Below are 14,209 nucleotides of genomic sequence, written 5' to 3'. Positions count from 1 at the left end.
GCGGTCTTACTTGACCGGACCGTCCTGCCATTTGGTGGTGCCGGGCGGGGCGGACAGGGTGTTGAGCAGATCGATGCCCGCGATGATCAGTGCCGGACCGCCGACCACGAGTGTGCCGATAATGCCGCCGATACCCGCGCCCGCGAGGACGCTGGCGATGACGGTCGGTCCGCCGACAATGCCGGTGAGCCCGACCAGCGCGCCGATCACCGTGCCGATAAAGCCGCCGATGGCGGTGGCAATGCCGAACTGGGACAGGAAGTTGTCCTGTGCGCGCAGATTCTCCCGTGCCGACGCGACGGGCGTAGCCGCCTGCCGCGCCGTCGTGAAGTCCTTGACCGCGGTCAACTCCAGCACCCGGCCCGCGTCGCGGATCTCGTGCGGCATGGTGAACTCCAGGCCGTCCTGCCGGAACGACAGCGGCAGCGTGACCACGGTATTGCCCGCGATGTCCTTGATATCCACGGTGTTCGCCGACATCTGGAAGGACCCGTCGGTCAGCGTGGTAACGATCTTGTCGCCCACCAGTTTCGCCTCGTATCCGATGTCCGGTACGGGCGCGGCATCCGGCTGTGCGTACGAGGTGCCCGCGCCGACCGCGACAGCGGCGACGATCGGCACGGCTGCCGCAGTGATCTTGCGGAAAATCATTCCGGTGGTCCAATCTTCATCAGTTCTGGTAAGCCGTAGCAACGCTCCGCACACGAAAAATCCTTCCCCCGACGCTGTGCAGAGCCACGATGTGATCTAGAGAACGCACTCCGATGACACGGTACCGCGCACAAAAGGTTTAGAGGAATGCTTTTCGGGGTATTCAATGATGCTCACATGATGAGTCTTGTTATAGCTCTTCGCTATCCGGTCGTCATCCGGGCTGCTGCAAGACGTTGATCGCGCGGGCGATCACCAAGATCACCAGCACCAGCGAGATCGCCGATTGCAGCATCATCGTCGCCTTCGCCCATCGCGACATCGGCATCACATCGGTCGGGCTGAACGCCGTCGCATTGGTGAATGCCAGATACAGATAGTCGGGGAACTGTGGCTCCCAGTCGGGTCCGGCCAGGTCCGGACTCTGCATTTGCACGAACAGGAAGTCCGGCAACGGCTTTCGCGCATGTGCACGAGCCGCGGGTCCGCCGCGATCGAACTCCCAATACCAGAGTCCGAACACCACCACATTGGTCAACCAGACCGCACCGCCCGAGACGAGTAGTTGCACTGGATCGGTGAGAGTTCCATTGAGCAGTTGGAACACCAGTCGACCCGCCGAGACCGCTGTGGCCAGACTCAGCAACCCGGTCAGCAGCAGGCCGCCGCTGCGCAGCCAGCGCTCTTCCCGGTTGAGCCGGAACGGATTCGCCACCACCAACACACCGAGCAAAAGGACTTCGAGCACGGGCAGCACCAGCCAGGCGGGCTGTTGGCGAAGTTCCTTCGGCGCGACCTGCAGCACCACGATCACCACCACGGCGAGTGTCGCGGCCAACCGCGACTCACCCTCCGTCTTGCGTTGCCAGGCAGGTACATCCTCGTCTTGGTCCCGCACAGAGGCCAGTATCGCCGATCAGGTCAGCAGATCCAGGACGACCGCGCCGAGGCAGACCGCGACAACAATGGTCAGCGCGATCGCGTCATTGCGGCCGGGGGCGCTCGGTCGGGCAGTGAGCTGGCCGGTGCCGCCACGCGCGGTAATGGCCTCGCCCAGTTCGGTCGCCCGGCGGCTGGATACCGCCATCGCGGCGGTGAGGATATCGACGAGCGGATTATCGGCGGCACGATTGAGCAGATTGTTCTTCGGGCGCAGTCGGCGCGCCGCCCGCAGCACCCGGATCTCGTCCATCAGTAGTGGCAGCCCGCGCAGTGTCAGCGCGATGACCACAGCCCATTCGTCCACGGGCACGCGGAATCTGCGCAGCGGGGAGCCGAGTTTGGCCAATGCGGGGGCGATATCGGCCATCGGGGTGGTCCAGGCGATCAGGAACGAGGAGGCCAGCAGGATCAGGCCGAAGACGGTGACATTGGTGTAGCGCAGCACGGCTGCACTGCCTACCGGCACATTGAGCAGAGCACCGACGCCGATCGCGGCCCAGAACCACCACGGGAGGCGCGGCAGTGTGCTCAGCGGCAGTCGAGCCACCACCCCGATCACGATTACGAAAACCACCATCAAGCCCAGTACCGGCCAGGACGGTAGGAACATCAGCACCAGGCTGATCAGGAACGCCCCGATGATCTTGGTTCCGGCCCAGAGGCTGTGCACTGGACTGGCAACCGGCACCTCGCGGAACAGCACCGTACTCATCACCGACCTCCGTTCCCGAGTCGCCATGCCGGATCCCCTGGGTGGGTTCCTGGCAGCATCGTGTGGGCATCGGGCTGGTGCGCGGGTGCATTCGCGGTATCGCGGATCGGATCGGTCTCCAGAATGCGTCCGGCCTGGAGGTGGACGGTCCGGTCGCAGACCGCGGCCATATCGTGCACGTCATGGGAGATGACGATCAGGGTCAGCCCGGAGTTACGCAGGCGAGCAAGCAATTCCACGATTTCGGCGCGGCCCTGCGGATCCAGCCCGGCCAGCGGCTCGTCGAGCACGACTACCGGCGCGTGGCTTGCCACAATGGCCGCGAGCACCACGCGTTTGGCTTGGCCCCCGCTGAGTTGTTCGATGGAGCGTGCGGCGAGTGCGCGATCCAGGCCCACCGCGTCGAGTGCGCGGCCGACGGCGCCGGATCCGGCGGCTCGGCCACCCCAGTCCGCGATTTCGTCGCCGACCGTCTGTTTCTGCAGTTGCAGCCGGGAGTGCTGGAACGCCAATTCGACTCGGCCGATCTGTTTCGTGATCGGCTTACCCACCAATTCGCAACGGCCGGAACTGGGTTCGATCAATCCGGCCATGATCCAGGCGAGTGTCGACTTGCCGGATCCATTGCCGCCCACTACGAGTACCGCCTCGCCACGCCGGACGGTCAGGTCGACGCCGTGCAAAGCCGGTGCGGCCCAGGGGGTTCCGTGGTTATAGGTGTGGCGAACGTCGCTCAACCGCAGGACGGTTTCCCCCATCGGGCGGCGTCGTATTTCGCCGACCGGCTGCGGCCAGGCTGGTAGTCGCTCGACGGTCCGGCCATCTGCCAGGTGCACGACCCGGTCGGCGGCGGCGGCATCGGCTTCGTGATGGGTTACCAGTACCACCGCCATGGGATGGCGGTTGGGCAGTTCGGCCAGGAGTGCGACGAGATCGCGGCGGCCGTCCGGATCGATCATCGAGGTGGCCTCGTCGGCGATGAGCAGCGCGGGGCGGCGGCCCAATGCCGCGGCAACCGCCAGCCGCTGCTGCTGACCGCCCGACAGGGTGGCGGTCTCTCGATCACCCATACCGTCCAGGCCTACCTCGCGCAGTAGGCCATCGATATCGACCGCGGCGGCGAGTTCGGTGGACAGACCCCACACCACATCATCGGCTACCAGCACACCGAGCGTTTGACTCTCCGGCCGCTGCAGTACCAGTGCGGTGCCACCCAGGTGGCCGAGGCCTGCCGCGCCCGGGCGGTCCACGCTGCCGGTGGTCGGCGGATATCCTGCGAGCACCCGGGTCAATGTCGATTTGCCGGATCCGTTGTGGCCGACAATGGCCACGAATTCGCCGATCGCGACCGTTAGGTCGATACCGGACAGCGCATCCACCGGCGCGCCCGGATAGCGGAAGCCGACCTCGCGCAGTCGCACCGGCAGCGGCGCGATGGGCCGGTCATCGGGTGGTGCGTCGAGCCGGTCCTGACTCGGTAGCCAGGCCAGCCGGTCGAGTACCGAGCCGAGTACGAACCAGGAGAACACCGCCGTCGCGAGGATGCCCACCAGCACGCCACCGCCGATCAGGACCCACCACCAGCGGATCGCGGCATCCGCGGCATCGGCGACGCCACGCCCGAGCGGTTCCAGGTGGGGCTGTCGCGCCGCCGTCCGCTCCAGCCCTTCCGCGGTGCTGCGAATGGTGTTGAACAGTAGATCCCGGGACCGGGACAGCACGAACAGCGTTCCGACGGCGAAGGCCGCGAAGCCGAGACCGGCGATTACCGATAATCCGAGCACCGCGGGCAAGCCGCCGCGTCGTCTTTTGACGGTGCCGATAATGCCCGCGATGGTGGCCGAACTGAGAATGCCGAATGCCGGCACGATGCCCGCCGCGACGAAGCAGACCAGCACGGCCGAACCGGTCGCGGTGATCAGGGCCCGCAGCCGATAGCGGTGCGCGATCATGGCCAGCGGCACCGCCGCGACCAGCTGCAGCGCCGCGGCGAACGGAATCAGCGCACCGACGGTGACAAGGCCGACGGTGGCACCGCCGAGCACCGCCCCCACCGCCAATTCGATCGGGCGCAGTGGTCCGCGCTCGGTGGGGCGGGCGGGCAGATCACTCACGGGTCAAGTCTGCCAGGATCCGGTGGCAGAGTTCGTGTGGTGTTTCTGTGGAGACTGTGAGTGTCAGGCGACCGGGGTCAGCTCGTAATCGGCGACCTTCAGCTTGCGCACGCGACGGCGATAGGCGAGCTGCGGGCCCGGCCAGTTATTGGTGATCCGGCCCGAAGCGGTGCGATACCAGCTGGAGCAGAAGTTCCACGGTGTGCGCGCGAGACGCTGTTGGACCGCGGTATTGAATCGCGCCTCCGCCTCGGGACGCACCGCGAGCACGTGGCCGGGACGTTCGGCGAGCAGTTGGACGGCCTGGCGGATATACCGGGCCTGCGATTCGATCATGTAGATGATCGAGCCGACACCTAGGTTGGTATTCGGTCCGTAGACCAGGAACAGGTTCGGGAAGTCGGGCACGGTAATGCCGTAGTAGGCGTGCGCGCCGCCCTGCCACGCATCGGCGAGCTTGCGGCCCGCTCGGCCGTAAATATTCATGGGCCAGAGGAATTCGGTGCCCTTGAACCCGGTGCCGTAGATGATCACCTCGACCTCGTGCACCGTGCCATCGGCGGTGCGCACGCCATTCGGCACGATTTCGGTAATGGCGGTGGTCTCGACCTGCACATTCGGCTCGAGCAGCGCCGGGTAGTAGTCGTTGGAGAACAGCCCGCGCTTACAGCCGATCGGATAGTTGGGGGTGAGTTCGGCGCGCAGCCGCGGATCCGGGACCTGCTTTTCCAGATGCTTCGATGCGATCCGCCCGACCAGCCGTGCGATCCAGGGGAATTCGACAAGACCGAGCGCGACGAATTCGGCGATGGCCCACCACCCGAACCGCTCGACGAGCAGGGCCCCGGGCAGTCGGGCGAAGAGTTTGTGCTGGATGGGGGTGTAGTCGGTATCGAATTTGGGCAGCACCCAGGCCGGTGTGCGCTGGAACAGCGTGAGGTGTTCGACCTGCGGCTGGATCTGCGGGATGTACTGGATGGCGCTGGCGCCGGTGCCGATGCAGGCGACGCGCTTACCGGTCAACTCGACGCCGTGATCCCATTCGGCGGAGTGGAAGGCCTGGCCGGTGAAGGTATCGATGCCGGGAATGTTCGGCAGGGCGGGCCGGGACAATTGGCCGACCGCGCAGATGAGCACGTCGGCGGTGCGGGCCGCGCCGTCCTTGGTACGTACGGTCCAGCGGCCGTAGTCGAATTCGGCATCGGTCACCTCGGCGCCGAAAAGGATCGTCTCCAGCAGTTGGTGCCGCTGGGCGACCCCGCGCAGATAGTCGTGGATCGCCACCTGTCCGGAATAGCGCTGCGGCCAGTCGGGCTTGGGCTCATAGGAGAACGAGTACAGCGGCGACGGCACATCGCAGGCCGCGCCGGGATAGGTGTTCTCCCGCCAGACCCCGCCGATGTCGGTGCCGCGCTCCAGGATGGTGATATCGTCGAAACCATTGCGCCGCAATTCGATTGCCATCCCGATGCCGCCGAATCCGGCGCCGATGATGATGACCGAGGGCCGCCTCCCAGCTGTCATGTGTGGCACTCCTCACAGCGCTGTAGATGAGTTCCACTCTAAGACTGCCGGTCGTACGGGTCGGCAGATCGAGATTTTCGGCCATAATGTCCGCTGTGGAGCGGGTACAGGATCCGGGCATCCGCGACTGGAACTTTCCACGCGGCATCGCCAGCGTGGCACTCATGGTCGGCTATGGCGGTGAGCAGGGTGTGCCTGTCGCGCGCATGCTCACCGGAACCGGGCTGACCGAGGCTGTGCTGCACGATCCGGATGCGCAGATCGACGCGCGCACCGAGCTCGCCGTCATCCGCAATCTCGTGCGGGAACTCGCCGAGACACCCGCGCTCGGTGTCGAGATCGGCCGCCGGTATCGGATCACCACCTTCGGCATTTTCGGTTTCGCGTGCGTCAGCAGTCCGACGCTCGGTGAGGCCATCTCGTTCGCGCTGCGCTATCTGGAGCTGAGCTTCACCTTCTGCCTACCGGTCGCGGAATGGGGGCAGGGCGAATTCATCGCCTGGGTGCACGACGAATCGATTCCGGCCGATGTGCGCCAGTTCTTGGTCGAACGCGATGTCACCGCCATGCATCAGGTCATGAGCGATCTGATCGGCAAACAACTGCCGCTCACCAGGGCCGAATTCCGGTTTCCTGAGCCCGGATACATCGATCGGATCATGGAGGTCACCCAGGTGCGACCGCGTTTCGGGCGGCCGCACAATCTGTTCACCATCGATCCGGCAATGCTGGAACAGCCACTGCCACAGGCGAATGAGCACACCTGGGCCATGTGCCTGGCACAATGCCGGGATCTGGTGGACCGACGACGCGCCCGCACGGGTATCGCGGCCGAGGTGCGCGAACTCCTGGTGCCCGGCGGTGCGGACGGATTCGCCGCTCCGCGTGGAATCGACTCCATCGCACGCGATCTCAATATGAGCACCCGCACCTTGCGTCGCCATCTCGATGCCGCCGGTACCAGCTATCGCGCACTGCTGGACGAGGTGCGCCGCGCGCTCGCCGAGGAAATGCTCACCGCCACGCCGCTTTCGGTGAGCGATGTGGCCATCCGACTCGGCTATGCCGAATCCTCCACCTTCATCTACGCCTTCAAACGCTGGACCGGCGCGACACCGGCCGCCTACCGCCGTGAACGCGCCGTGCGGGGCTGATTCGGCGGCACGTTGATCCAGCCGTCCATCGCGATATTGCGGAAATGTGTTGTGATGCGCTTGTTTTCGTCGATGACGTGCATCGCGATGGCCGGATCCGGCGCATAATCCATGACGCGGTGCGGGAGTTCGAGTTCCCACTCCCCGCCGAGTACGGAGGCGGTGCTCGGGGCGATCAGCAGTGGGCGGCCCGCGAAGGTGGTCGCGGCGGCGGAGTGTGCGTGTCCGGTGACCACGCCGACAATGCGTTCGTCAGCGGCGACCACCTCGGCGAATTTCTCGGGTTCGGCCAGCGAGATCTCATCGATGACCGGACTGAACAGATGTGCGGGCGGATGGTGCAGCGCGAGCAGTATGGGCGCGTCGGCAGGTGCGGCGACGAGTACGCCGCGCAACCAGTCGTAGGTTTCCTCGCTGAGTCGGCCGCCGGATTCGCCGGGGACGCTCGAATCCAGCAGGGCCACGGTCAGATCGCCGACCCGGTGCGCGTGGTTGATCGGCGCGGTCGATGCGGGTTCACCGAGCAGAACGGTGCGGAAGGCGGCGCGGTCGTCGTGATTGCCGGGTAGGGCATAGACCGGAATGTCGGCGTCGAGTGCGACGCGCGCTTCGGCGTACTGCTCGGGTTTACCCGAATCGGTGATATCGCCGGTCACCAGAATGGCATCAGGCCTGCGTCGCAGCTCGGCGAGATAGGCCATGACCCGCTCGGCCCGTTCGGCATTGCGGGTGCCGAGATCGAAATGGGTATCGCTGACCTGAGCCACCAGGATCATCGGCGTTCGCTTTCTCTGGGGGATCGCTCCATTGCGTCAGAGGGTGTCGGCATCGTGTGCTGGCACGTCTACAGGCTAGATGACCTGCGAGTTCCGCGTCGTCATGAGGCTGACCACCGGTAGCAGACCGCAGGGTCGGAAGTGGTCGCGCACACACCGGGTCAGCTCGACGGGTCGACGACCGAGGCCCACAGCGTCTGCAGTGACCGCAGGAACGACTTGCGATCGGCGGCGGGCAGCTGGGCCAGCAGTTGGTTCTCCTGCTCCTGGATATCGCGTTGTGCCTGGTCGCGGGTGGTTCGACCGGCCGGGGTGAGCGAGATCAGGCGTGCGCGCCGGTCGGTCGGATCGAGGTCCCGGCGGATGAGGCCGCGCTGCTGGAGTTCGTCGAGTGTGCCGATGATGCGTGTCTTGTCCGCGCGGATTTTCTTGGCCAGCGCGGCCTGGGTGTAGACGGGTTCGTCACCGAGTCCGAGCAGGACCACATAGCCCCACATGGTCAGGCCGTGCCGCTCCAGGACGGGCAGTTCCGCCGCGGCGAGGGCGCGGCCGAGCGGCGCGATCATCGCGGCGAGGTCGGGGCGCTTTTCCGGCATGGGTAGAAAATACCGCTTGGCTTATGATAAGCATAAGCTTACGATAAGCATGCGCGTATTAATTGGGTGTTTCGAAAGGACTCGCAATGACCACCGATTCCGATACCTCCGCCGAACTGCGGACCCTCAAATCACTGGGTACGCAGGTCGATTTGATCGCCCTCAATGCACAGGCCGTGCGCACCAGCATCGAAGTCGTCTCCCATCTGACCGCCGCCGATCTGGCGAAACCCACGCCGTGCGCCGGGTGGACGCTGCACGGATTGCTGGCGCACATGATCACCCAGCACTACGGTTTCGCGGCCGCCTCCCGCGGCGAGGGCGACCTGTCACTGTGGCGGCTGCGTCCGCTGGGTGCGGATCCGGTCGCGGATTACCGTGCCGCCGCCGAACATGTCCTGGCATCCTTCGCCGAGGACGGCGTGCTCGACCGAACTTTTCCACTGCCGGAGTTCACCCGCGCCTTCGAATTCTCCGGAGCCGAGGCGGTCAGCTTCCACTTCATCGACTACGTCGTGCACTCCTGGGACGTCGCCCGAACCCTCGGCCGCACAGTGCATTTCGACAATGACCTGCTCGCGGTCGCACTTTCGGTGGCCGAAGTCGTCCCCGGCGGCTCGGCCCGCCTGGCACCCGGTGCGGCTTTCGGACCGGTCATCAACTGGTCCGGTGACTCCGTGCTCGACGAGATCGTCGCCATCCTCGGACGTTCTCCGAGTTGGCCCGAGTAGTCGTCGCCCGAACCCGATCACCGTGTGCCACGCCCGGGGCAATTGCTACGTGTTTCGCGCTGAGGCGCGCGCGGCGATGAGACGGCGTGCGCGTGTCTTTTCAGACGACGCTCGGGTGATCGGCGCTGGCAAAGATCGCTCGAGCAGCTGCCGCGGCCCCATCGGCTCCGCGGTGCGCGCAGCAACCGCGACGACCGTCCGGACTCCGCGATGCCAGCGTTCGTCGCACACCGCAACCTTCGCCGCGCCGCGCGCGATTTGGGCGTGCGGCGCAGGGATTTTCGGCTATTCAGCGCGCGGCACGAGAGAACCTGAGCAGCCGTTGGACCAGGCTGGGGAGGTTGGCTTCGGTGGCTGCTGAGAGGTAACGGGGTGGCTATGTGACACGAGGGCTTGGTCTGTTGCGTGCGGGCGTAGGGCTATTCGGGTGGAGGGAGCGGGGAATCGGTGGTGTGCAGCAGGTTGTCGGCGTGTTGGAGGAGGGCTTCGGCGTCGGGGGTGGGTTGGAGGGGGCGCCAGAAGTCGGGGGTCGGGGTTGCTTGGAGGGTGAGGGTTGGGGGTGTGCGCCAGCTGGCGGTCAGGGCGAGTTGCCAGGAGTGGAGGTAGGTGCGGTCGTATCGGGCGGATTTGTCGAAGAGCGGGTCGCCGACGATGGGGTGTCCGATCCACGCCAGGTGTACCCGGATCTGGTGGCGGCGGCCGGTGATCGGGCGCACGGCCAGCAAGGTATGGGCGTCGGTGCGCAGCACGGTTGTGAACTGGGTGGTCGACGGGTAGTTCTTGGTGGCCAAGAGATCCGCGTCGTCGACGAACCAGCGGCCCGTCTGCTCGCGAATGGATTCGCGGGGTGCGGCGATCCGCACTCGGTTCTTGCGGCCGACACTGAGCGGGAGTTCGATGATGCCGCGATCTGGCAAGCCGGTCGATTCGACGATCGCCAGATACGACTTCTCGGCCGTCTGCTTATTGAACTGCCTGGTCAGCTGCCCGTGCGCGCCGAGTTCCTTGGCTAGCAGCACGAGCCCGGAGGTCACTTTGTCGATCCGGTGCACCGGATACAGTGTTTCCCCGGAAGCGGCCGCCGCCTCGACGATATCGCTGTCGTGTCGCTCCCCGGTCACCGAAATCCCAGCGGGCTTATTCAACGCCAACACCGCCGCGTCCTCCTCGATAACGCAGCTCTCCCGCAACTCGGCCCACTCGAACTCCACCGGACGAGCTTAGGGTGTGCCCTACCGGTGTTTGCTGTTGCGGCCCTGCGCTGGGGGTGCCCGGGCGGCAGGTTCGTGTGTTACCGGTACTTGCCGTTGCGCCGCAGGGTGTGGGGACGCAGGCGGTTGAATCCGCGGACGCGCACGCTGCGTAGATTGCGGATATCGAACTCCGGATTGCCGTCCAGGGCCGCGGCGGCGTCGTCATCGACGAGAACGGTGCCGGGTCGGGCGACGCCGGTGAGCCGGGAGGCGATATTCACCACCGAGCCGTACAGATCGCCGAAGCGCTGCAGCACCGGCCCGTATGCCACCGCGACCCGCAGCTCCGGCGTGCCGCCGACCATCATCGTGCTCTCCTGGATGGCCAGCGCGATCCGGGCCGCATCGGCCGGATCCTCGGCCGCGAACATGACTTCGTCGCCGACATTTTTGATCACCCAGCCGCCGTTCTCGGTGATCGCGGCGGTGGTGGTGGATTCGAATGCCTCCAACAGCATGGAGAGTTCATCCGGGTGCAGATGCCTGGTGAGCCGGGTGTAGCCGACCATATCGGCGAAGCCGACCGCCAACTCGCGCACCGCCTCACCCGCCGTAGTGCCAGGATCGAGGGACCGGGCCAGGGCCGCGGCGAGGTGGCGGCGCCACGCGTAGGTATTGAGCTGTTCGAGCGTGGAGATGGCCGCCTCGGTGGCTGCGCGCGCGGTTTCGGCCGGGTCGGTGCCGGGCGCGGTCGCGGCCATCCGAGCGCTGATTTCGGCGAGCACCACATCGACCTGCCATTCGGCCAGTCGCGCCATGCCCTGGCCGAGGGTGCGCGCGGTCGCGGCCTGCTGCTTGGAGTCCGCCGAGGCGAGCACATTGAGCGCGCGGAAATTGCGCACCGCGGCGATATCGGCATCGGCGTAGTCGACGGCGGCATCATCGATACCGGCGGGGAAGCCGAGTGCCATCCACAGCCGCTTCGTCAGATCGGTGGTGGTCCCCGATTCTTCGGCGACCTCGGTGCGGTTGTAGCGGCGCGGCCCGTCGAGCAGATACGACTCCACGACCGACTCGACCAGCTCGGATATCTCGGTGGGAACCATGATCGGTACCTTACGGGCCGAGCTCGCGCCCATGGCGGCAACGGAGCAGGTGACAGTCGGCGCCACCGCCGTGGCGGTCCGGGACTGTGATCGGTCACAATCAGCTCAGGTGCAGCCACTGTCCGGTCGACGGCACACCCTGATCGTTCACCGGATACCAGCCAGACGGCGCGAGTGCCGGATTCGACGGCAGTGTGATGGTTACCTAATCCGGTGCGGTGCTGGAAATTCGAGATCGATCGCGGCCGAGTGCGTGCGCGCACCGGGGCGGACGAGACTCACCTTGCGCCGGGCGGCGTCGTTGTCGCGGTAACGGTCGCGCCAGATCCTGGCAGGATCCATCGGCGGCGCAAGTCGGTATTCCGGTGTCACCGCGCGGGATGTGAGCTACGGCTGCTGATGCGGCAGTAGGGATTCCCAGGACCAGGTGAGGGTGCCCGCCGCCAAATCCGCGATAACGGCGTCGAGCCAACGCAATTCGGCCTCGGTGACCGCGCGCTGGTACTCGTCCTCCAGCATGACCACCCTGGGCAGCTGCATCGCGGCGGCCTGCTTCGCGTCCGCGTCCATCTCGGCGACTTTGGCGCGCACCGATTTTGCGCGCCGCTCTAGTTCGGTGCGGGCGCTTTCGGGCCCGAGCAACATCAGGAACGACAGCGCCGCAGGGAATTCCGGATACTCGTTGCGCGATTCACCGATCATCTCGGCGAGCCAATTCGCGCAGGCCGTGCGACCCGCATCGGTGATTTCGTAGATGGTCCGCTCCGGATATTGCTGATCGCGGCCGGTTTCGCGGACCGTGACCAGTCCGGCCTCCTGCAGCCTGCCGATCGTCTTGTAGAGCGCCGCGCGCTGGGTGACATTGACGACCTTGTCCTTGCCCCACTCCTTGATCCGCCGCTGGATCGCATACGGGTGCATTGGTTCCAGATGCAGGATGCCGAGCAACGCCATCGCCAGGGGCGAGCGCTTGAACTGCGTCGATGCCGTCATACCGCTCATTCTAATGGTGTTTCGACAACTAGGTTCATACAAACTAGTTGCGAAGAAACTAGTCTGTATGCCACTATTGGTTCACCAGCGGAAGCCACCCGAAAGGATCGAAAAATGACCGCCAAGACCGCCACCCGCATCCACGTCGACCACGAGACCGCCAAGCGCCTCGGCAACTGGACCGATGCCGATACCTTCGACATCACCGCCCGCTACGGCAGCGTGGTGATCGACCTGCGCTCGCCGCAGATCACCGGCGACGGCGAGATCGTCGTGCACGCCGATCTCGACCACGCCATGGTGAAACTGCTCGTCCCCGACGACGCCGTCATCGACCAGACCGAACTGCACTGGACCGGCCGCGGCCGGGTGAAGGATTTCGCGCGGCCCCAGGACGCCGCGGGTCGCGTCATCCGGCTCATCGGCACCAGCAACCGCAGCGAATTCCGGGTGCACCGTGCGGGTACCGCCGTGCTGTCGGCCATGTTCTCGCGGGAGTTCTTCGAGGATGTGCGCCGGGCGCATCGCGAAGGAACGCATCCGACGGTCGCCGATCCGGCCAATGCGCCGCGTTGATATCGAACTCTCTGTGCCCCAACCGTGTGGTTGGGGCACAGAGCATTTCAGCCGCCGTCGAGCCCAATCGTCAGATACTTCACGAAGAACTCGTTGTTCAGCGCATAACGCGAGCGCCGCAGGCGGATCAGTGCGATGGCGTCATCGACCGCATGCCCCAGATCGAGCAGCGTCTGCGCGACCACCAAACCCGAGCGGTTGTATCCGTATTGGCAGCGCACCATGACGCTGCGGTCGGCGCGAACCGCAGCGGCGGCGATCCTGGCCAAGGCCCGCGCCGCCGCCAGTTGCTCGGCGTGCAGCGCCGCATCCGGAATCGCGAGGTGATGGTGTTCGACATCCGGTCCCGGCCCGTGCCCCTCGGCCTGGTACAGGCTGATCACCACCTCGAATTCGGTCCCGACGATCGCGGGCACCCGCACACCCTCGGTGTTCCCGTAATGATGTCCACCCATCCACAGCTTTGGCACGATCTCGTTCCACGGCGCATCCGCATCCGGTGTCTGCACCCTGGGCGGCCGGTCCATCTGCACCATCGTCGCCTCCCCGCGTCTTCTTCCACGGTACCGCCGTCATATGCCATGGCGACGGCTCGAGATATCGCGCGGATGCGGCCGCTCGCCCGCAGCAATCTGGCCGGAGCCTTGGCAATTTTCGAGTGAACGATGACCTTTAAGTGGTGCGAGTCCGGGTAAGCGCCCGATATGGAACTTCTATTGGTACTCGTCGTGATACCGGTGATCGTCGCCATCGTGGTATTGCGACGTAAACGTGCCGGGAAGCCGACGGACCCGGAAATGATCACCGGCAACGAAGGGCATCGCCATGTCGATGGATCCTGATCCCCACCGCACTCCCGATCTCGAGCCGGGTGGCGGCGTCCGGCCCGGCTCGACCCCGCCCGAGACGGCGCAGACCTCCGGTCTATCCGCGCCCGAACCACGCACCAGCCGACATTTCCCGCCTACCGGAGTCGGGTTCATCGCCATGGCCGCGGCGTTGGCGATTCTGTTCATCGTGGTGGCGGTGTTGCTGGTGATAACCCTGTTCTGAGCAGCCTATGAAGGCGAAGTCAATTCGATGGTGTTTCAGTGTTTGGGCGCGTGCTATCGCCCCCGGTCGGGAAGGGTTTCGGGGTTGG

Annotated in this window: 17 protein-coding genes; 5 read left to right on the top strand and 12 right to left on the bottom strand. The window is 65.6% G+C overall.

Translation table 11 applies throughout. The features are described 5' to 3' along the window. Positions 1–6 precede the first annotated feature (6 nt). The 5 genes from ACIBG0_RS39225 to ACIBG0_RS39205 form a co-directional block, all read right to left on the bottom strand. A complete protein-coding gene (locus ACIBG0_RS39225) occupies positions 7–705 on the bottom strand; it encodes an ammonium transporter (RefSeq protein ID WP_397040222.1) in 699 nt (232 codons plus the stop codon). 160 nt (positions 706–865) lie between these two features. Further along, positions 866–1,549 (bottom strand): hypothetical protein, encoded by a 684-nt coding sequence (locus ACIBG0_RS39220; RefSeq protein ID WP_397040221.1) that lies wholly within the window; start codon positions 1,547–1,549, stop codon positions 866–868. 18 nt (positions 1,550–1,567) lie between these two features. Further along, the gene (locus ACIBG0_RS39215) at positions 1,568–2,305 is read right to left on the bottom strand and encodes an energy-coupling factor transporter transmembrane component T family protein (RefSeq protein ID WP_397040220.1); all 738 of its coding nucleotides are present in this window, start codon (positions 2,303–2,305) and stop codon (positions 1,568–1,570) included. Continuing rightward, positions 2,305–4,419, bottom strand: a complete 2,115-nt coding sequence (locus ACIBG0_RS39210) for an ATP-binding cassette domain-containing protein (protein ID WP_397040218.1) — start codon at positions 4,417–4,419, stop codon at positions 2,305–2,307. The genes ACIBG0_RS39215 and ACIBG0_RS39210 overlap by 1 nt, the downstream gene beginning before the upstream one ends. 63 nt (positions 4,420–4,482) lie before the next feature. After that, complete coding sequence (locus tag ACIBG0_RS39205) at positions 4,483–5,943, bottom strand: flavin-containing monooxygenase (protein WP_397040215.1); 1,461 nt, start codon at positions 5,941–5,943, stop codon at positions 4,483–4,485. Positions 5,944–6,038: 95 nt separating this feature from the next. On the opposite strand from ACIBG0_RS39205, the gene ACIBG0_RS39200 reads away from it, so the two are divergent. Further along, entirely contained in the window at positions 6,039–7,097 is a 1,059-nt protein-coding gene (locus tag ACIBG0_RS39200) for an AraC family transcriptional regulator (protein WP_397040213.1), read from the top strand. Here ACIBG0_RS39200 and ACIBG0_RS39195 read toward each other — a convergent pair. Beyond that, complete coding sequence (locus tag ACIBG0_RS39195) at positions 7,067–7,873, bottom strand: metallophosphoesterase (RefSeq protein ID WP_397040212.1); 807 nt, start codon at positions 7,871–7,873, stop codon at positions 7,067–7,069. The genes ACIBG0_RS39200 and ACIBG0_RS39195 overlap by 31 nt on opposite strands. Before the next feature lie 161 nt (positions 7,874–8,034). Beyond that, on the bottom strand, positions 8,035–8,469 hold the full coding sequence (locus ACIBG0_RS39190) for a MarR family winged helix-turn-helix transcriptional regulator (RefSeq protein WP_397040211.1): 435 nt from the start codon (positions 8,467–8,469) through the stop codon (positions 8,035–8,037). Between the two features lie 86 nt (positions 8,470–8,555). On the opposite strand from ACIBG0_RS39190, the gene ACIBG0_RS39185 reads away from it, so the two are divergent. Next, a complete protein-coding gene (locus ACIBG0_RS39185; protein WP_397040210.1) occupies positions 8,556–9,200 on the top strand; it encodes a TIGR03086 family metal-binding protein in 645 nt (214 codons plus the stop codon). Positions 9,201–9,619: 419 nt separating this feature from the next. Here ACIBG0_RS39185 and ACIBG0_RS39180 read toward each other — a convergent pair whose 3' ends face one another. The 4 genes from ACIBG0_RS39180 to ACIBG0_RS39165 all read right to left on the bottom strand — a co-directional run bounded on the left by ACIBG0_RS39180 (position 9,620) and on the right by ACIBG0_RS39165 (position 12,492). Next, complete coding sequence (locus ACIBG0_RS39180) at positions 9,620–10,411, bottom strand: RluA family pseudouridine synthase (RefSeq protein ID WP_397040208.1); 792 nt, start codon at positions 10,409–10,411, stop codon at positions 9,620–9,622. 80 nt (positions 10,412–10,491) lie between these two features. Then, positions 10,492–11,499 (bottom strand): adenylate/guanylate cyclase domain-containing protein, encoded by a 1,008-nt coding sequence (locus ACIBG0_RS39175; protein WP_397040206.1) that lies wholly within the window; start codon positions 11,497–11,499, stop codon positions 10,492–10,494. A gap of 100 nt (positions 11,500–11,599) precedes the next feature. After that, positions 11,600–11,692: a hypothetical protein gene (locus tag ACIBG0_RS39170; protein ID WP_397040269.1), complete on the bottom strand. Its 93-nt coding sequence runs from the start codon at positions 11,690–11,692 to the stop codon at positions 11,600–11,602. Positions 11,693–11,886: 194 nt separating this feature from the next. Next, on the bottom strand, positions 11,887–12,492 hold the full coding sequence (locus ACIBG0_RS39165; protein ID WP_397040204.1) for a PadR family transcriptional regulator: 606 nt from the start codon (positions 12,490–12,492) through the stop codon (positions 11,887–11,889). A gap of 114 nt (positions 12,493–12,606) precedes the next feature. Here ACIBG0_RS39165 and ACIBG0_RS39160 point away from each other — a divergent pair, with 114 nt between their 5' ends. Beyond that, positions 12,607–13,068, top strand: coding sequence for a hypothetical protein (locus ACIBG0_RS39160; protein ID WP_397040203.1), 462 nt, complete (start codon positions 12,607–12,609; stop codon positions 13,066–13,068). 47 nt (positions 13,069–13,115) lie between these two features. On the opposite strand, the gene ACIBG0_RS39155 is transcribed toward ACIBG0_RS39160, so the two are convergent. Continuing rightward, a complete protein-coding gene (locus ACIBG0_RS39155; RefSeq protein ID WP_397040201.1) occupies positions 13,116–13,604 on the bottom strand; it encodes a hypothetical protein in 489 nt (162 codons plus the stop codon). 168 nt (positions 13,605–13,772) lie between these two features. Here ACIBG0_RS39155 and ACIBG0_RS39150 point away from each other — a divergent pair, with 168 nt between their 5' ends. Both ACIBG0_RS39150 and ACIBG0_RS39145 read left to right on the top strand, forming a co-directional pair. After that, complete coding sequence (locus tag ACIBG0_RS39150) at positions 13,773–13,910, top strand: hypothetical protein (RefSeq protein WP_364347222.1); 138 nt, start codon at positions 13,773–13,775, stop codon at positions 13,908–13,910. Continuing rightward, complete coding sequence (locus ACIBG0_RS39145; protein WP_397040199.1) at positions 13,894–14,121, top strand: DUF6480 family protein; 228 nt, start codon at positions 13,894–13,896, stop codon at positions 14,119–14,121. The genes ACIBG0_RS39150 and ACIBG0_RS39145 overlap by 17 nt, the downstream gene beginning before the upstream one ends. The last annotated feature ends 88 nt before the right edge of the window (positions 14,122–14,209 follow it).

It is taken from the genome of Nocardia sp. NPDC050630 (assembly GCF_044457245.1).
Lineage (GTDB): Bacteria > Actinomycetota > Actinomycetes > Mycobacteriales > Mycobacteriaceae > Nocardia.
This window is presented reverse-complemented; position numbering and strand designations above follow the sequence as displayed.